Raw genomic sequence first — 17,274 nt, forward strand, 5'->3', positions numbered from 1 at the left:
GTCTCAGCGGACGATGCCGCGCTGCGATGTCGTGGCGGCCAGGAAGTCGAGCATCATCTGCACATCGCCCGCGCCTTCGGGAAAGCGTTGAACCAACCCCGCAATCTGCTCGCGGGCGTCGTCGAGCGTGCGCCCCTCGCGATACAAGGCCTTGTGCATGGCTTTCACGGCGCCGATGCGCTCGGCCGAAAAACCGCGCCGGCGCAAACCTTCGAAATTCATGGAGCGCGCACCTGCCGGATGGCCTTCGCTCATCACGAAAGGAGGCTGGTCCGCCAGCAGCACCGAACCCATGGCCGTCATGCCGTGGGCGCCAATGCGAACGAACTGGTGCACACAGGTATAGGCACCAAGGATCACCCAGTCGCCCACCACCACATGGCCGGCAATCTGGGCGTTGTTGGCGAAGATGGTGTGGTTACCCACCACGCAATCGTGCGCCAGGTGGGTGTAGGCCATCATCCAGTTGTCGTCACCCAGACGGGTGACACCGCCGCCTTGCACGGTCCCGATGTGGTAAGTGCTGAACTCGCGGACGGTGTTGCGGTCGCCGATCACCAACTCACAGGGCTCGCCCTGGTACTTCTTGTCCTGGTTGATCGCGCCCAGCGAAACGAACTGGAAGATGCGGTTGTCGCTACCGATGGTCGTGTGCCCCTCGATCACGCAGTGCGGCCCGACGCTGGTACCGGGCCCGATCTTCACGTCAGGCCCCACAATGCTGTAGGGACCGATGCTGACCGTGCTGTCGAGTTCGGCCGCCGGATCCACCAGCGCGGTGGGATGGATGTTGGCCATGCCTGCCCTGCCCCCGGCGTTCAGGCCACGGTGCGCATGGTGCACATGAGCTCGGCCTCGCAGGCAATCTCGTCGCCAACCCGGGCCACACCCTTGAATTTGAAAATACCGGCCTTCATGCGGTCCAGCGTCACGTCCATCACCAGCTGATCACCCGGCTCCACCGGGCGCTTGAAACGCGCCCCATCAATGCCGGCAAAGTAATAAACCGTCTTGTCGTCGGGTGTGGTGCCCAGCGTGTCGAAAGCCAGCAGGGCTGCCGTCTGCGCCATGGCTTCGAGCATGTAGACCCCCGGGAACACCGGGCGATGCGGAAAATGCCCGTTGAAGATCGGCTCGTTGATGGTCACGTTCTTGAGAGCGCGGATGCTCTTGCCCTTGTCGATGTCGAGCACCCGGTCCACCAGCAGGATCGGGTAGCGATGCGGCAGTTGCTTGAGAATCTGGTGAATGTCCATCATGGCGCGGTCTTGTTCTGGAGGGCTTGTTCAATGGCCTGCTCGGCGGCTTTCAGGCGCTCTCGCAGGCGGTTCAATTGCTTCAGGGAAGCGGCGTTCTTCTCCCAGGACGCATTGTCGTCGATGGGAAACATGCCGGTGTAGTGGCCTCGCGTGCGGATCGAGCGCGTGACCACCGAAGCGGCAGAGATGTGCACGTCATCGGCCAGACTCAGGTGTCCCAGGACCACCGCGCCACCGCCCACCGTGCAACGCTCTCCGATGGTGGCACTGCCCGCCACGCCGACGCACCCGGCCATGGCCGTGTGCGCGCCGACCCGGACGTTGTGTCCGATCTGGATCAGGTTGTCGAGCTTGACACCGTCGCCGATGACCGTATCTTCCAGGGCGCCGCGGTCGATGCAGGTGTTGGCCCCGATTTCGACGTCATTGCCGATGTGCACCGCCCCAAGCTGCTCGATCTTGATCCATTGGCCTTTGTGCGGTGCAAAACCAAAGCCATCGGCCCCGATCACCACGCCGGGGTGCAGGATGCAGCGCTCACCGATGCGGCAGCCATCACCCACCGTCACCCGCGGAGCGATGCGCGTACCCGCGCCCACCACAGTGTCATCGCCCAGCACGCTGTGGGCGCCGATGCGAGCACCCGGACCGACCACGGCACGGGCTCCGATCACGGCGAAGGGGCCGACGGACACATCCACGCCAATATGGGCTTCGGGATGGATGTGGGCTGTGGCATCCACGGCCGGTGCCACCCCTGCTTCGTGTTGCCGGCGCCACCATTGGGTCAAACGGGCGAAGTACAGATAGGGATCATCCGCGACGACACAGGCGCCCAGCGCCTGGCCTTGCGCTTCCAGCGACGAAGGCACGATCACGGCTGAGGCCCGGCAATCGGCCAGCAGACCCGCGTAGCGCGGATGCGACACGAAGGACAGCTCCCCGACCCGCGCCGCAGCCAGCGACGCCAGCCCGGAGATCTCCCTCGACCCGTCACCAACCAGGCGACCGCCCAGTTCGGCGACGATGCGCCCCAGGGTGATGGTCATGCGGGGTTACTTGAGGTTGCTCAAGCCGGCAAGCACCTTGTCGGTGATGTCGTGGCGCGGATGGATGTACACCGCTTCCTGAAGGATCAGGTCGTACTTTTCAGCCTCGGCCACCTGCTTGATGACCCGGTTGGCTTTTTCCAGCACTTGCTGAAGCTCTTCATTGCGCCGCAGCGACACATCTTCCTGGAACTCGCGCTGCTTGCGCTGGAAATCACGGTCCTGATCCACCAATTGACGCTGGCGCGCCACCCGCTGGCTTTCCGGCAGCGTGGGAGCCTCACGCTCGAATTTTTCTGAAGCGGCCTTGAGCTGGCTCGCCAGACCCTGCACTTCCTTCTCGCGTTTGGCGAATTCCTGTTCGAGCTTGGTCTGTGCGGCCTTGGCCTGCGGCGCCTCGCGCAGCAAACGTTCGGTGCTGACAAAACCGACGCGGAATTCCTGGGCGTGCAAGGCACCCGCAGCCACCAGCAGCAACAGTCCGGACAGTGCTGCCCTGATCGCCAGAGAAGAGAAACGAATCTTCAAAATGATGTCCCGATCTGAAACTGGAATTTCTGGATTTGGTCGCCGTCGAACTTGCGCACCGGCCTCGCATAGGCGAAGCGCAGCGGCCCGATGGGGGAAATCCAGCTGAGGCCGACACCGACCGATGCCCGCAGTGTCGATGCATCGACCTTTTCGTTTTCGCCGTAGATGTTGCCAACGTCGAAGAAACCGAACCAGCGCAAGGTGCGGTCGTTGCCAGCTCCCGGGAACGGCGCGATGAACTCGGTGTTCAGCACCACTTTCTTGGCGCCACCGATGCTCACACGCTCGCCCGTGTCCGAACCGATCACGTCGGACTGTGGCCCCAGCGTGCCCTGTTCAAAGCCCCGCACCGAGCCCAGCCCGCCGCCATAGAAATTGCGCAACACCGGGAAGTCGTGGTTGCCCATGCCCTTGCCCCAGCCCAGTTCGGCGTTGAAGGCCAGGGTGTAGCGCGGCGACAGCGACACATATTGCTGGAACTGATAGTTCAGCTTGGTGTACTTGCGGTCACCCCCTACCCCGATTTCGGTGTTGAAGCGCTGCAGACGCCCACGGGTCGGCACGAGGGCGCTGTCTCGGGCATCGCGAGTCCAGCCAATGGTCGCCGGAATGTAGGTGCCGCCCTGGTCGAGATAGGCCACAGGCAGTTCGTTGCCTTCCTTGACCTTCACACGCTCGGCCCCCAGGCCAAAGTAGACGGTATCGACTTCGCTGAACGGCACGCCGAAGCGGATGCCGACACCGGGTGTGGCGATCTCGTAATCGCCCCCTTGGGCATCGTAGGGCCGTGTGCTCTTGTGATAGATGTCGAGCGTGCGGGAGATACCGTCCTGGGTGAAGTACGGATCGGTGGTGCTCAGCACCAGTTGACGGTTGTATTCGCTGGTGTTGACGTCCAGGCCCAGGTAGTTACCGGTACCGAACACGTTTTCCTGCTTGATGCTCGCCAGGAACGACAGCTTGTCGGCCTGCGAGTAACCCGCACCGATGGACAGGTTGCCGGTCGGGCGCTCCACCACGTTGATCACGAGGTCGACCTGATCCGGCGTACCCACCACAGGTTGCGTGTCCACGCTGACCTCGGTGAAGAAGCCCAGACGGTCCACGCGGTCACGGGACAGACGGATCCGGTCCCCGTCATACCATGCCGATTCAAACTGACGGAACTCGCGACGGATCACTTCGTCGCGCGTGCGGTTGTTGCCTTCGACCTGGATGCGACGCACATAGACGCGGCGGGACGGCTGGCCACGCAGCACCAGGCTCACTTCATTGCTGGTGCGGTTGATCTCGGGCACCGCATCCACCTGGGAGAAGGCGTAGCCGAACGCGGCGTAGTAATCGTTGAAGGACCGCACCGTTGCGGCCACGGACTCGGCGTTGTAGGCCTCGCCGGGATTGATCGTGACCAGAGACTTGAACGCGTCTTCCTTGTCCAGGTACTGCCCTTCCAGGCGCACCCCGGAAACCACGAAGCGGTTGCCTTCGGTGATATTGATGATCAGGCTGAGCTGCTCCTTGCCCGGGTCGATTGCCACCTGGGTCGAGTCGATGCGGAAGTCGATGAAGCCGCGGCTCAGGTAGTACGAACGCAGCGATTCCAGGTCGGCATTGAGCTTGGCCCGCGAGTAGCGGTCGGACTTGGTGTACCAGCTCATCCAGCCACCGGTGTTCAGCTCGAACAGGTCGCGCAGGGTGCTGTCAGAAAACGCCTGATTGCCCACGACGCGGATTTCACCGATCTTGGCCACGTCGCCTTCGGTCACGGTGAAGCTGATGTTCACTCGGTTGCGCTCGACCGGCGTGACCGTGGTCACCACCGATGCGGCGTACATGCTGCGGCTGAGGTACTGGCGCTTGAGCTCCTGCTCGGCGCGGTCGACCAGCACCTTGTCGTAGGGACGACCATCGGTCAGGCCCACATCGCGCAGGGCGCGGCGGATCGTCTCTTCGTCGAATTCCTTGATGCCCGAAAAGCTCACGTCCGCCACAGAAGGACGCTCTTCCACAATGACAACGAGTACGCCGCCCTCGACCTGCAAGCGAACGTCCGAGAACAGGCCCAGACCGAACAGCGAACGGATCGCTGCCGTGCCTTTGTCATCGCTGTACTGTTCGCCAACCCGGAAAGGCAGCGACGCAAATACGGTTCCCGGCTCGACCCGCTGCAGGCCCTCGACACGGATGTCTCGCAGCGTGAACGGTTCGACGGCCCATGTCTGGGTGGCCGAGGACAGGTAGAACAAGGTGCCCAGAGCCAGGACACGCAGGCTGCTCTTTCGAATCATGTGTGGAATGGTTTTCAACCCGCGACCAACCGGGTCATATCGTTGAACAGGGCAACGCCCATGAGTGCCAGCAGGATCGCGACACCTCCTCGTTGCAGGCGCTCCATCCAGACGTCAGAAACGCTGCGACCGGTCACACCCTCCCAAAGATAATACATCAGGTGCCCCCCATCGAGGACCGGCAACGGCAGGAGATTGAGCACCCCCAGACTGATGCTGATGAGCGCCAGAAACACCAGATAGGAGGACAGTCCGAGACTGGCCGACTTGCCGGCATAGTCGGCAATGGTCAGCGGACCGGAGAGATTCTTGATCGAGGCCTCGCCGATGAGCATGCGGCCCATCATCTTCAGGGTGAGCCACGACACCTCCCAGGTTCGGTTGACCGCCTGACCCAGGCCCTCCACCAAACCCAGACGTACCAGGGTCATGGCGGGCTCGGCCCCAATGTAGGCCCCGACCCGAGCCGTCCAGACGCCGGACTGTTCGACTGGCACCGGTTGCACCTTGACCTGCAAGGCCCCGCCGCCGCGGCGCACATCCCAGGTCTGCTCGACGCCCTGCCCCGCCGGACCGACCGCCGAGCGGATCAGGGTGCGCAGTTGCTGGGCATCGGCCACCGGGCGGCCATTGACAGCCACCACCTCATCCCCAGGCCGCAGCCCGGCCGCTTCCGCCGCGCCGCCGGCCATGACCTCGCCCATAACCGGCGCCGACCACGGCAGCAGAATGCCGATGCGCTGAAAAAGCTGGGCGTCGGCATCGCGTACGGCCAGGGTGGACAGGGGCAGCACCCGCGGATGCCCGGCTTCAGCCTCTGATCGGCCGACCCAGAGCGTCACGTCCTCACCGGACAGGGCAGCCTGGGTCAACTGCCAGCGCAGATGCTCGAACGACCGCACCGCCTCGGGCGCACCATCGGCCGCCGCCATCTGGGTCACCCACTCGCCGCCACGCAAGCCCGCGCGCTCGGCCAGCGAGCCGACAACCGGGCTCGACAGCACCGCCTTCGGTTCTTGCACCCCACTCCAGTTCACCGCCGCGTACAGCACAACAGCCAGCAGCAGGTTGGCCAATGGCCCAGCGGCCACGATGGCCGCCCGTTTGCGCAGCGGTTGGGTGTTGAAAGCCAGGTGACGCTCTGCCGGGTCTACCGGTGCCTCGCGCTCATCGAGCATGCGCACATAACCCCCCAGCGGCAGCGCCCCGATGACAAATTCTGTCGGACTGCCCTGGCGCCGCCAGCGCAGCAGCGGCTTGCCAAAACCGATCGAGAAGCGCAGCACCTTGACGCCGCATGCCACCGCCACGCGGTAATGGCCGTATTCGTGCACCGCGATGAGCAGGCCCAGTGCCACGATGAAAGCGATCACAGTCGTCATGCCAGAAGCTCCATCCCTTTGATTCCTTCAGAAAGCAGGCCCCGTCAGGCGCACACCGCTCCAGCCCCCCGCAACCCGGGCAGGGGTCAGCAGGCGCAGCGCAGCACCTCGGCCTGCGCCTGCGTCCGCGCCTGCGCATCCAGGGCCAGCAGGTCATCCAGACAATCCGGCTTGGAGAACGTCAGGGCCTGCAAAGTTGCATGGTTGATGCGGTGGATCTGGTCGAAGCGCAGCCGCCTGTCCAGAAAAGCCGCGACGGCCACCTCGTTGGCCGCATTGAGCACCGCCGTCGTTCCGGTCGGCCCCTTCATGGCCTCCCAGGCCAGGCCCAGTCCCGGAAAGCGGGCCGGATCGGGCGGCTGGAAAGTCAGCGCCCCCAGCGTGGCGAAATCCAGCGCCGCAGCACCGGACTCGATGCGCGCGGGCCACGACAGGCCATACGCGATCGGCACCCGCATGTCAGGCGTGCCGAGCTGCGCCACCACCGAGCGATCATGGAACTGCACCATGGAGTGGATCACGCTCTGGGGATGGATCACCACCTCGATGCGCTCCGGCGCCATGCCGAACAGGTAATGCGCCTCGATGATCTCCAGCGCCTTGTTCATCATGGTGGCCGAGTCGACGGAAATCTTGCGGCCCATCACCCAGTTGGGATGGGCACAGGCCTCCTCAGGCGTGACGGCAGCGAGTGTGCCGGGATCACGTTCGCGAAATGGCCCGCCCGACGCGGTCAGCACGATCTTGTCGACGCGCGTCGCCCACGTGGTCGGCTCCTCCGGCAGCGACTGGAACACGGCCGAATGTTCGCTGTCGATCGGCAAAAGCGTGCCACCACCCTCGCGCACGGCCGCCATGAAGAGATCGCCCCCCACAACCAGCGCCTCTTTGTTCGCCAGCAACAGGCGTTTGCCCGCGCGGGCCGCCGCCAGGCTCGGCGCCAGCCCGGCCGCCCCCACAATGGCAGCCATAACCGCATCGACCTCGGGGGCCGCACTGACATCACAGAGCGCTTGCGCGCCAGCCAGCACCTCGGTAGCCGATCCCGCCGCCCGAAGACGATCGCTCAGCGCCCCTGCCCGCGCCGGATCGGCCAGGACCGCAAAACGCGGCTGAAAACGCAGACACTGATCAAACAAGGCATCGACCTGCGATGCCGCCGTCAGGGCAAAAGCACGGTAGCGGTCCGGATGCCGGGCCATCACATCCAGCGTGCTGGTGCCGATCGAGCCCGTGGAGCCGAGAACCGTGACGAGTTGGAAGCGGTCCGTCATGAAAAGGAAACAAAGAGCATGGCCAACGGCAACACAGGCAGCAGCGCGTCCACACGATCCAGAACACCACCGTGCCCCGGCAGCAGCCCGCTCGAATCCTTCATGCCCGCACTGCGCTTGACCAGCGACTCGAACAGATCGCCAACGACGCTCATCGCCGTCAGCACCGCGATGGCCAGCACCGCCAGCAGCGGGCCTTTCGCCCAGAGCTGACCGAACAGGCTGTTGGCCGATCCGACGCCCCTCGCATCCAGCGCGCACCACAGCAAGGCCAGCAGGCACACGCCCGCCACACCGCTGTAGACGCCTTCCCAGGTTTTCCCCGGACTGATGGCGGGCGCCAGCTTGCGCCGCCCCAGGGCGCGGCCCCCGAAGTACGCCGCGATGTCCGCCGCCCAGACCAGGGTCAGCACCGAGAGCAGAAAAGAAATACCCGCCTTGTGCGCCTGCACCAAGGCCAACCAGGCACAACCGATGAGCACGAGCCCACCCACGACGCGCACCCCTGATGGCCACTGTGACCAGGCAGCCACCCCCCGGCGCAGGACCACGATGGCAAGCACCAGCCAGATCCCCCCAGCGGCACCCCACAGACCAGGCCATGCCATGTCCAGCACCCCGAGCGACCAGCCGAGCGCCAGCATGCCCCCCAGGCCAGCGCCACAGAGGAGACTGGCGGTGGTTCCACAGCCGTTGAGCCGCGCCCACTCCCACCCGGCAGCGACGATCAGCACCAGCGACAAGGCCGCAAACGGTTCGAAAGACGGGTAGAACAACGCGGGCAACAGAACCGCCAAGAGTGCCAGCGCCGTAATGACCCGCTGTTTAAGCATGGCGGGGCTCGGCCTGGGCCTGCGGAAGCTGCTCGGACGTCAGGCCGAAACGCCGTTCGCGCCGCGAAAAATCGGCCAGGATGCGGTCCAGTTCCTGCGCATCGAACTCCGGCCAGAGACAGGAAGAGAAATAGAGCTCGGCATAGGCACATTGCCAGAGCAGAAAATTGCTGATGCGCAACTCGCCCCCGGTGCGGATGAGCAGGTCGGGGTCGCCCACATGGGCCAGCGCGGTGCGTTCACCCAGCGAAGCTTCGGTGATCGGCGCCCCCTCGGCAGCCAATTGGCGCGCAGCCTGCACAATGTCCCAGCGGCCTCCGTAGTTGAAACACACGTTGAGCACCAGCCGACTGTTCCCAGCAGTCTGCCGCTCGGCCTGCTCCAGCCCTTGGACCACCTTCGCGGACAGACCACTGCGATCACCTGGGAAATGCAGGCGGACACCGTGACGGTCCAGCGAAGGAACCTCCCGCGACAGAGCGAGGGCCAGCAGGTCCATCAGGCCCGACACTTCGTCCTCCGGGCGCTTCCAGTTTTCGGAGGAAAACGCAAACACCGTCAGCACCGCGATGCCGCGCTCTATACACAGCTCCACCAGACGGCGCAACGCCTCGACGCCCTGTTTGTGCCCGGCAATTCGGGGAAGCAGGCGCTTTTTCGCCCACCGACCGTTGCCATCCATGACAACGGCCACGTGGTGCGGGACGGAGGCAGCGGGGCCGGACAAGCGCGAATCGGGACGTTGCGACAACGACATGAGCGGGCGGATCAGACCGCCATGATGTCCTGGTCCTTGGCGGCCACGAGCTTGTCCACCTCGACGATCATGCGGTCCGTCAGCTTTTGCACGTCATCTTGCGCGCGACGCTCATCGTCTTCGGAAACCAGCTTGTCCTTGAGCAGCTTCTTGACATGCTCGTTGGCATCACGCCGCAGGTTGCGGATCGCCACCTTGGCGTTTTCGCCTTCGTGCTTGACCACCTTGGTCAGCTCGCGACGACGCTCTTCCGTCATCGGCGGAATCGGCACCCGGATCAGATCGCCCTGGCTCTGGGGATTGAGACCCAGATCGGATTCACGAATGGCCTTTTCAATCTTGGCTCCCAGGCCCTTTTCCCACGGCGACACCCCGATGGTGCGTGAATCGAGCAGCGACAGATTGGCCACCTGCGACAGTGGCAGCATGGACCCGTAGTAATCGACATGCACCGTGTCCAGGATCTGCGGATTGGCCCGACCCGTGCGGATCTTGGCCAGGCTGGCCTTCAAGGCCTCCAGCGACTGCTGCATCTTGTGTTCAGCGGTCTTGCGAATCTCGGGAATGCTGCTCATGAAAGCTCCTGAATGGGTTGTTGTTCTGCCGCGCTCAGACGTGCACCAGAGTGCCCTCGTCCCCACCCAGCACCACGTTGCGCAAAGCCCCGGGCTTGAAGATCGAGAACACTTTGATCGGCAGCTTCTGGTCACGGCAAAGCGCGAAGGCCGTCGCGTCCATGACCTGCAGATTTTTGCCCATGGCCTCGTCGAAGGTGATGGAGGCATAACGCGTGGCAGAAGGGTCTTTCTTGGGGTCCGCCGTGTAGACGCCATCCACCTTGGTGGCCTTGAGCACGATCTGCGCACCGATTTCGGCCCCGCGCAGGGCCGCCGCGGTGTCGGTGGTGAAAAACGGATTGCCCGTACCCGCGGCAAAAATGACCACCTTGCCTTCTTCCAGGTACTGCAGCGCCTTGGGGCGCACGTAGGGCTCGACCACCTGCTCGATGGCAATGGCCGACATCACCCGCGCCACCAAGCCGGCTTTTTCCATGGTGTCGGCCAGCGCCAGCGAGTTCATCACCGTGGCCAGCATGCCCATGTAGTCGGCCGTGGCCCGGTCCATGCCCACAGACCCCCCGGCCACGCCACGGAAGATGTTGCCACCACCGATGACGACCGCGACCTGCACCCCCAGACGCGTGACCTCCGCCACCTCCTCGACCATGCGCACGATAGTGCCGTGGTTGATGCCGAAGGCATCGTCGCCCATGAGGGCTTCGCCCGAAAGCTTGAGGAGAATGCGTTGGTAGGCAGGCATGAGCGCGGAATCCCTGGATCGGATGAAGGAGAAAACAACCAGCTAGTGTAGCGATGCACGGACGGCAACCAGCGACCGGAAACCCGCATGCAACGTAAAAAATGGCATCCGCCCCGGATGCTCCGGACGGACGCAGATACGACAACGGGCCTTGCGGCCCGTATCGGAGGCAAAGGCCGGGGCCCAGAGGGGCCACCCGGCCAGCAGGACGTCAGGCGCCCTTGGCGGCAGCCACCTGGGCAGCCACTTCGGCAGCAAAATCGTCCACCTTCTTCTCGATGCCTTCACCCACCACATACAGGGTGAAACCCTTGACGGTGGTGCCCGCCGACTTCAGGTACTGCTCGACGGTCTGCTTGCCGTCAGCAGCCTTCACGAAGACCTGATTCAGCAGCGAGACCTCCTTGAGGTACTTCTGCACCGAACCTTCAACCATCTTGGCGACGATGTCAGCAGGCTTGCCGGATTCAGCAGCCTTCTGCTCGGCCACCGAACGCTCTTTGGCGATCAGATCAGCGGGCACGTCGGCCGACGACAGCGCCACCGGCTTCATGGCTGCAATGTGCATGGCCACGTCCTTCGCAGCCACCGCGTCGCCATCGAACTCGACCATCACGCCAATGCGCGTGCCATGCAGGTAGCTGACCAGCTTGCTGCCAGCAGACCAGCGCTGAAAGCGGCGGAACGACATGTTTTCGCCGATCTTGCCGATCAGACCCTTGCGCACTTCTTCCAGGGTCGGGCCGTAGGTTTCCTGCTCGTAGGGCAAGGCGCCCAGAGCGGCCACGTCTGCGGGATTGTTTTCAGCAGCCAGCTTGGCAGCCGCATTCGCCAGCGCCAGGAAGCTGTCGTTCTTGGTCACGAAGTCGGTTTCGCAGTTGACTTCGATCAACGCACCGGTGCTGCCATCGATGAAGGACGCAACCACGCCTTCAGCGGTCACACGGCTGGCGGCCTTGCCGGCCTTGGTGCCCAGCTTGACGCGCAGGATCTCTTCGGCCTTGACCATGTCGCCATCGGCTTCGGTCAGCGCCTTCTTGCATTCCATCATGGGGGCATCGGTCTTGGCGCGCAGTTCGCCAACCATGCTTGCGGTAATTGCCATGTTCAGTTCTCCTTCAAGCCCGTGACCGAGTGGCCGGCGGACAAATGGTGTTCGGGGATGCTTGCAAAAAAGGGGCTACACGAGCCCCTCCTTGCCGGACGAATCCGGGGAAGAAAGCCCGCCTCAGGCGGCCGCGTCTTCCTGGACTTCGACAAATTCGTCGCTGCCTTCGCCAGCCGCCTTGACGATGTCGGTGACCACGTTCGAGCGGCCTTCGATGATGGCGTCAGCAATGCCACGGGCGTACAGCGCCACGGCGCGCGCCGAGTCGTCGTTGCCAGGAATCACGTAATCGATGCCAGCCGGCGAGTGGTTGGTATCGACCACGCCCACCAGCGGGATACCCAGCTTCTGGGCTTCGAGCACAGCAATCTTGTGGAAGCCCACATCGATCACGAAGATGGCATCGGGCAGAGCGTTCATGTCCTGAATGCCGCCGATGTCTTTTTCCAGCTTTTCCATCTCGCGGTTGAACATGAGCTGCTCCTTCTTGCTCATGCTGTCCAGGCCGGCTTCCTTCTGAGCCTGCATGTCCTTGAGGCGCTTGATGGAGGTCTTGACCGTCTTGAAGTTGGTCAGCATGCCACCCAGCCAACGCTGATCAACGAAGGGCACGCCGGCACGGCGAGCTTCCTGGGCCACGATGTCGCGCGACTGGCGCTTGGTGCCCACCATCAGGATGGTGCCGCGGTTGGCCGACAGCTGACGCACGAACTTCTGGGCTTCCTCGAACAGCGGCAGCGTCTTTTCGAGATTGACGATATGGATCTTGTTGCGAGAACCGAAGATGTACGGAGCCATCTTGGGGTTCCAGAAGCGGGTCTGGTGGCCGAAGTGGACACCGGCTTCCAGCATTTCGCGCATGGAGATAGACATGGGATTTCTTTCCGAAGGTTGGGTCTAAAATCCGGCCCCGATCACCCTGCGCCTGGCGCACGGGCAACACCTGGATGGACCGGCTTGCGATTTCTCCGCCGGGTGCCGACCGCCACAATGGCAGCCTGCACTCAGCAAAGCCTTTCGATTATAGCATCTGCCGACCACCCCATGCGCCGCGTTCCCGGACCGTCCTCCGAGCCCCTCTTTCTCGCTTCCGCCACACGCCTGATCGAGCACGATGCCGCAGCCGCGCTCCCCGCACACACCCTGATGGCCCGCGCCGGCACGGCCGTGGCCGAGCTGGCACTGGCCCTAGCTCCACACGCCCGCCATGTCTGGGTGGCCTGCGGCCCCGGCAACAACGGCGGCGACGGCCTGATGGCGGCAAGCCGTCTGCATCAATGGCACAGGACCCGCCAAACGGGCACACAAGTCACCGTGACCTTTTGCGGCGAGCCGGACCGCCTGCCTGATGATGCCGCCAACGCTTGGCAGCAGCTTCAGGCCGCCGGCCTGGCCGTGTCCGAGCACCCGCCTGAGGAATTCGACCTGGCCATCGATGCCCTGCTCGGCATCGGCGCCCGCCGCCGCCCAGAGGGGCGCCTGGCCGAGCACCTGCAGCAATTGCGGCAGACCTCGGCAACCGTGCTCTGCGTCGACGTGCCCAGCCAGCTGGACGGCGACACCGGTGCCGCCTGGAGCAACGGGGGCCTGCCCCGAACGCCCCCCGGGCCACGGCACACCCTGAGTCTGCTCACACTCAAGCCCGGCCTGTTCACGGCAGATGGCCGCGATGCCGCTGGCACCGTCTGGTTCGACGAGCTCGGCATCCAGCCTCCGACAGCGACGCCGGACGCCCGGCTCTTTGTGCCCGAGTACGCAACACCCACCCGCCCACACGCCACACACAAAGGGCGCCAAGGCGATGTGATCGTCCTGGGCGGCCAACACATCGACCTCAACGGCGCCAGCATGGTGGGCGCCGCCCTGCTCGCCGGTCGTGCGGCCCTGCACGCGGGCGCCGGGCGCGTCTTTGTGGGCTTGCTCGCCGACACCCAGCACCCCATCGCCTGGGACCCTGCCAGTCCTGAACTAATGCTTCGCCAGCCCGACACCCTGCTCGATCCCACCTTGCTGGCACACGCTTGCGTGGTTTGCGGCTGCGGCGGCGGTGAAGCGGTGGAGGCCGTGCTGCCCGGCCTGCTGGAACACGCTCCGCGCCTCGTCCTGGACGCCGACGCGCTCAACCGCATCGCTGAAAGCCCGGCGCTGGGGAGGCAACTGAAGCAACGCCGACAGCGCGACGCTGTGACGGTAATGACACCGCATCCGCTTGAAGCCGCCCGCCTGCTCGGCTCCAGCACCACACAGATCATGGGCAATCGCCTGCAGGCCGCGCGCACGCTGAGCGAGACCTGGGGTGCCGTCTGTGTGCTCAAGGGCTCGGGCACGGTGTCGGCCACCCCCCGGCTGCCGCCCCTGATCAATGCCAGCGGCGATCCGGCGCTGGCCACGGCAGGCACAGGCGATGTGCTGGCCGGCCTGATCGGGGCCGCACTGGCGGCCATCCCTGACAACCTGGACGACGAGACACTGCTCACCACTGTTGCCACGGCGGTACACCGCCACGGACTGCATGCCGAGCAATGGTCGCAGAACCATCCGGGACGGCCCATGGTCGCCGGCTGGCTGGCCGCCCAGGGCTGAGCGTCCGAATCAGTTCAGGACAATCAACCCCACCTGCAGCAGCACCAGCAGAACGAGCACCGACAGATCCAGCCCGCCCACCGTGGGAACGAACCGGCGCACCGGCCGCAGCAGGGGGCCGCACAATCGCTCCAGCACCGACATCGCTGGCGCCTGCGGCTGCACCCAGGACAGCACGGCGTACAGCAACAGCAGCAGCATCAGACCCTGCAACACCACAAACGCCAGCATCTTCAAGGCCAAAATCCCGATGGCCAGCCACAGGGTAGCGGCAGCCAGGACCGTGCTGCCGCCCTGAACGACGATGGCCAGCCAGAGCCCGGCGTAAGCCAGCGCCATCAGCATCGCCGCCAGCAGACTGCCCCAGTCGATACGACTCTGCATGAGCGCCCGCGGCAGCAGGCGCCGCAGGGGCTTGACCAGCCAGTCGGTGGCTGCGATCACGAAACGCCCCGGCTGCACGGACATCTGGATGCGCCACTGGTTCATCCAGGCACGCAGCAAAGCCGCCCCGATCAGAAAGAAAAACAGGGTTTTGAGCAGGAAATCCAGAACTTGCATCGGCGCATTGTCCCCCGAGGCGACGCCAGCTCAGCGCCGGCTGCGCCGCGACTTGGCGGACGGGCGTGCAGCCTTCTTGCCCGCCGCCTTCTGGCCAGGAGCGACCCCAGACACAGTCGCCGAGGGCCCCGCGCCTTTGGGGGCTTTTTTACCCGGCGACCGGCGGGCACCCGCATCGTGGCGCGCCGCCTTGCCTCGCTCGTCCTGGCCTGCACCACCGTGCCCGCTCTTGTCGCGCATCGCCCGCAGCAGCACATCCTCGTCGCCACCCACCAGACGGAAGTCGATGCGCCGGCCATCGAGATCGACCCGGCTGACCTGCACCTGCACCCGTGTGCCGAGTGAATAGCGGATCCCGGTGCGCTCGCCGCGCAGCTCCTGACGCGCCTCGTCGAAACGGAAATATTCCCCGCCAAGCTCGGTGATGTGGATGAGCCCCTCCACATACATGGCGTCGAGCGTGACAAAGAGTCCGAAGCTGGTGACAGCGGTCACCACGCCGCTGAACTCTTCGCCCAGATGCTCGCGCATGTACTTGCACTTGAGCCAGGCTTCCACGTCGCGGCTGGCTTCGTCGGCGCGGCGCTCGTTCGCGCTGCAATGCAGACCGGCTGCCTGCCAGGCCAGCACCTCGCCCGAGGGCTTCTTGACCGGCTGCTGGGTGGGCGCCTTGGCACGGCTGGCCAGCCGCTTGCTGAGCTTGGCGTGCGCCTCGCCCGGCGTCGGCAAGGCCGGGAGCTGGTAGCGCTGCTTGAGCAGAATGGCCTTGATCACCCGATGCACCAGCAGATCGGGGTAGCGCCGGATCGGGCTGGTGAAGTGCGTGTAGGCCTCGAACGCCAGACCGAAATGCCCTTCGTTCATGGGCGTGTAAATGGCCTGCGACATCGAACGCAGCAGCATGGTATGAATCTGCTGAGCGTCGGGCCGGTCCTTCGTGGCACTGGCGATCTGCTGGAATTCGGAGGGATGGGGCCGTTCGCTCACGGTCTGGGACACGCCCATGGACTTGAGGTAGTTGCGCAGCGTCTCGAGCTTTTCCGGCGTGGGCCCTTCGTGCACCCGGAACAGGCCGGCATGCTTGCTCTGGCCAATGAAGTCGGCCGAGCAGACGTTGGCCGCCAGCATCGCCTCTTCGATGAGCTTGTGCGCGTCGTTGCGGGTACGGGGCACGATCTTGTCGATCCGACCCGATTCGTCGCAGACGATCTGCGTCTCCACGGTCTCGAAGTCCACCGCCCCGCGCTTCTGACGGGCCGCCAGCAGCGCACGGTAGACATCGTGAAGATTCAACAGGTGCGGCACCAGCGGTTTGCGATTCTGCGCCTCGGGGCCGCGCGTGTTCTGCAGGATCGCCGCCACTTCGGTGTAGGTGAAGCGTGCGTGGCTGTGCATCACCGCCGGATAGAACTGGTACGCGTGGATCTCGCCCTTGGCGTTGATGAGCATGTCGCAGACCATGCACAGGCGGTCCACGTCTGGATTGAGCGAGCACAGGCCGTTGGAGAGCTTCTCCGGCAGCATGGGAATGACGCGGCGCGGGAAATAGACCGACGTGGCGCGGTCGTAGGCGTCGACGTCGATGGGGGCGCCCGTTTTGACGTAGTGGCTCACGTCGGCAATCGCCACCAACAGGCGCCAGCCCTTGGCCCGGCCCACCCTGGCCGGTTCGCAGTACACGGCATCGTCGAAGTCGCGCGCATCTTCGCCGTCGATGGTCACGAGGGCCACATCACGCAAATCCACGCGCTGCCGCAAATCGGTCGGGCGCACCTTGTCGGGCAGCGCCCGGGCTTCGGCCATGGCCGCTTCGGAAAACTGGTGTGGCACGCCATATTTGCGCACCGCAATTTCAATCTCCATGCCGGGATCGTCGATCTCCCCCAGCACTTCCTTGACCCGCCCCACGGGCTGACCGTAGAGCGCGGGCGGTTCCGTCAGCTCGACCACCACCACCTGGCCCGCCTTGGCGGAACCGGTAGCACCTTTGGGAATGAGCACATCCTGCCCATAGCGCTTGTCTTCCGGCGCCACCAGCCAGACACCGCTTTCCTGCAGCAACCGGCCGATGATGGGCGCATCCGAGCGTTCAATGATTTCGGTGACCCGGCCTTCGGGGCGACCCTTGCGATCCAGCCGCACGATGCGGGCCTTGACGCGATCTTTGTGCAGGACCGCTCGCATTTCGTTGGAAGGAAGATAGATGTCGGGCTGTCCGTCATCGCGGATCACAAAACCGTGTCCATCACGGTGACCGGAGACGATGCCTTCAAATTCGGCCAGCAGGCTGTTTTTTTCGTTCACTATGGCTTTGATGCTGTTTTCAACT

The 17,274-nt window shown here is 64.5% G+C and carries 16 protein-coding genes; 1 reads left to right on the plus strand and 15 read right to left on the minus strand.

What is annotated here, in order from left to right; translation table 11 throughout:
• Positions 1-3: 3 nt before the first annotated feature.
• From lpxA to rpsB, 13 genes are all read right to left on the minus strand, one after another.
• A complete protein-coding gene (lpxA, locus tag L0977_RS10045; RefSeq protein ID WP_234264728.1) occupies positions 4-798 on the minus strand; it encodes an acyl-ACP--UDP-N-acetylglucosamine O-acyltransferase in 795 nt (264 codons plus the stop codon).
• A 20-nt stretch (positions 799-818) separates the two neighbouring features.
• Complete coding sequence (gene fabZ, locus L0977_RS10050; RefSeq protein WP_234264729.1) at positions 819-1,259, minus strand: 3-hydroxyacyl-ACP dehydratase FabZ; 441 nt, start codon at positions 1,257-1,259, stop codon at positions 819-821.
• On the minus strand, positions 1,256-2,308 hold the full coding sequence (gene lpxD / locus L0977_RS10055; protein WP_234264730.1) for a UDP-3-O-(3-hydroxymyristoyl)glucosamine N-acyltransferase: 1,053 nt from the start codon (positions 2,306-2,308) through the stop codon (positions 1,256-1,258). Before lpxD ends, fabZ begins: the two co-directional genes overlap by 4 nt.
• Positions 2,309-2,314: 6 nt before the next feature.
• Positions 2,315-2,815 carry an OmpH family outer membrane protein gene (locus L0977_RS10060; protein ID WP_234264871.1) on the minus strand — a complete coding sequence of 167 codons (501 nt, stop codon included), beginning with the start codon at positions 2,813-2,815 and terminating at the stop codon, positions 2,315-2,317.
• A gap of 17 nt (positions 2,816-2,832) precedes the next feature.
• The gene (gene bamA / locus L0977_RS10065) at positions 2,833-5,127 is read right to left on the minus strand and encodes an outer membrane protein assembly factor BamA (RefSeq protein ID WP_234264731.1); all 2,295 of its coding nucleotides are present in this window, start codon (positions 5,125-5,127) and stop codon (positions 2,833-2,835) included.
• 14 nt (positions 5,128-5,141) lie between these two features.
• On the minus strand, positions 5,142-6,509 hold the full coding sequence (gene rseP, locus L0977_RS10070; RefSeq protein ID WP_234264732.1) for an RIP metalloprotease RseP: 1,368 nt from the start codon (positions 6,507-6,509) through the stop codon (positions 5,142-5,144).
• An 86-nt stretch (positions 6,510-6,595) separates the two neighbouring features.
• Positions 6,596-7,783 (minus strand): 1-deoxy-D-xylulose-5-phosphate reductoisomerase, encoded by a 1,188-nt coding sequence (gene ispC / locus L0977_RS10075; RefSeq protein WP_234264733.1) that lies wholly within the window; start codon positions 7,781-7,783, stop codon positions 6,596-6,598.
• The gene (locus L0977_RS10080) at positions 7,780-8,616 is read right to left on the minus strand and encodes a phosphatidate cytidylyltransferase (protein ID WP_234264734.1); all 837 of its coding nucleotides are present in this window, start codon (positions 8,614-8,616) and stop codon (positions 7,780-7,782) included. Before L0977_RS10080 ends, ispC begins: the two co-directional genes overlap by 4 nt.
• Entirely contained in the window at positions 8,609-9,373 is a 765-nt protein-coding gene (gene uppS, locus L0977_RS10085) for a polyprenyl diphosphate synthase (protein WP_234264735.1), read from the minus strand. Before uppS ends, L0977_RS10080 begins: the two co-directional genes overlap by 8 nt.
• An 11-nt stretch (positions 9,374-9,384) precedes the next feature.
• A complete protein-coding gene (gene frr, locus L0977_RS10090; protein ID WP_234264736.1) occupies positions 9,385-9,948 on the minus strand; it encodes a ribosome recycling factor in 564 nt (187 codons plus the stop codon).
• 34 nt (positions 9,949-9,982) lie between these two features.
• Positions 9,983-10,693: a UMP kinase gene (gene pyrH, locus L0977_RS10095; protein WP_234264737.1), complete on the minus strand. Its 711-nt coding sequence runs from the start codon at positions 10,691-10,693 to the stop codon at positions 9,983-9,985.
• 211 nt (positions 10,694-10,904) lie between these two features.
• Complete coding sequence (tsf, locus tag L0977_RS10100; RefSeq protein WP_234264738.1) at positions 10,905-11,798, minus strand: translation elongation factor Ts; 894 nt, start codon at positions 11,796-11,798, stop codon at positions 10,905-10,907.
• A gap of 123 nt (positions 11,799-11,921) precedes the next feature.
• Positions 11,922-12,674, minus strand: a complete 753-nt coding sequence (gene rpsB, locus L0977_RS10105) for a 30S ribosomal protein S2 (protein ID WP_234264739.1) — start codon at positions 12,672-12,674, stop codon at positions 11,922-11,924.
• A gap of 171 nt (positions 12,675-12,845) precedes the next feature.
• Between rpsB and L0977_RS10110 the strand changes: the two genes are divergently transcribed.
• Positions 12,846-14,384, plus strand: a complete 1,539-nt coding sequence (locus L0977_RS10110; protein WP_234264740.1) for an NAD(P)H-hydrate dehydratase — start codon at positions 12,846-12,848, stop codon at positions 14,382-14,384.
• A 9-nt stretch (positions 14,385-14,393) separates the two neighbouring features.
• Here the strand turns inward: L0977_RS10110 and L0977_RS10115 are convergent, their stop codons facing one another.
• Entirely contained in the window at positions 14,394-14,945 is a 552-nt protein-coding gene (locus L0977_RS10115; RefSeq protein ID WP_234264741.1) for a YggT family protein, read from the minus strand.
• Positions 14,946-14,975: 30 nt separating this feature from the next.
• Positions 14,976-17,249, minus strand: a complete 2,274-nt coding sequence (gene rnr, locus L0977_RS10120) for a ribonuclease R (protein ID WP_234264742.1) — start codon at positions 17,247-17,249, stop codon at positions 14,976-14,978.
• Between the last annotated feature and the right edge of the window lie 25 nt (positions 17,250-17,274).

It is taken from the genome of Hydrogenophaga sp. NFH-34 (genome assembly GCF_021401345.1).
In the GTDB taxonomy this organism is placed as follows: Bacteria; Pseudomonadota; Gammaproteobacteria; order Burkholderiales; family Burkholderiaceae_C; genus Hydrogenophaga; species Hydrogenophaga electricum.

Bases quoted from the DNA above. Each gene is read 5' to 3' on its own strand.
- lpxA (WP_234264728.1), bottom strand. From the start codon at position 798: ATGGCCAACATCCATCCCACCGCGCTGGTGGATCCGGCGGCCGAACTC.
- fabZ (WP_234264729.1), bottom strand. From the start codon at position 1,259: ATGATGGACATTCACCAGATTCTCAAGCAACTGCCGCATCGCTACCCG.
- lpxD (WP_234264730.1), bottom strand. From the start codon at position 2,308: ATGACCATCACCCTGGGGCGCATCGTCGCCGAACTGGGCGGTCGCCTG.
- bamA (WP_234264731.1), bottom strand. From the start codon at position 5,127: ATGATTCGAAAGAGCAGCCTGCGTGTCCTGGCTCTGGGCACCTTGTTC.
- rseP (WP_234264732.1), bottom strand. From the start codon at position 6,509: ATGACGACTGTGATCGCTTTCATCGTGGCACTGGGCCTGCTCATCGCG.
- ispC (WP_234264733.1), bottom strand. From the start codon at position 7,783: ATGACGGACCGCTTCCAACTCGTCACGGTTCTCGGCTCCACGGGCTCG.
- L0977_RS10080 (WP_234264734.1), bottom strand. From the start codon at position 8,616: ATGCTTAAACAGCGGGTCATTACGGCGCTGGCACTCTTGGCGGTTCTG.
- uppS (WP_234264735.1), bottom strand. From the start codon at position 9,373: ATGTCGTTGTCGCAACGTCCCGATTCGCGCTTGTCCGGCCCCGCTGCC.
- frr (WP_234264736.1), bottom strand. From the start codon at position 9,948: ATGAGCAGCATTCCCGAGATTCGCAAGACCGCTGAACACAAGATGCAG.
- pyrH (WP_234264737.1), bottom strand. From the start codon at position 10,693: ATGCCTGCCTACCAACGCATTCTCCTCAAGCTTTCGGGCGAAGCCCTC.
- tsf (WP_234264738.1), bottom strand. From the start codon at position 11,798: ATGGCAATTACCGCAAGCATGGTTGGCGAACTGCGCGCCAAGACCGAT.
- rpsB (WP_234264739.1), bottom strand. From the start codon at position 12,674: ATGTCTATCTCCATGCGCGAAATGCTGGAAGCCGGTGTCCACTTCGGC.
- L0977_RS10110 (WP_234264740.1), top strand. From the start codon at position 12,846: ATGCGCCGCGTTCCCGGACCGTCCTCCGAGCCCCTCTTTCTCGCTTCC.
- L0977_RS10115 (WP_234264741.1), bottom strand. From the start codon at position 14,945: ATGCAAGTTCTGGATTTCCTGCTCAAAACCCTGTTTTTCTTTCTGATC.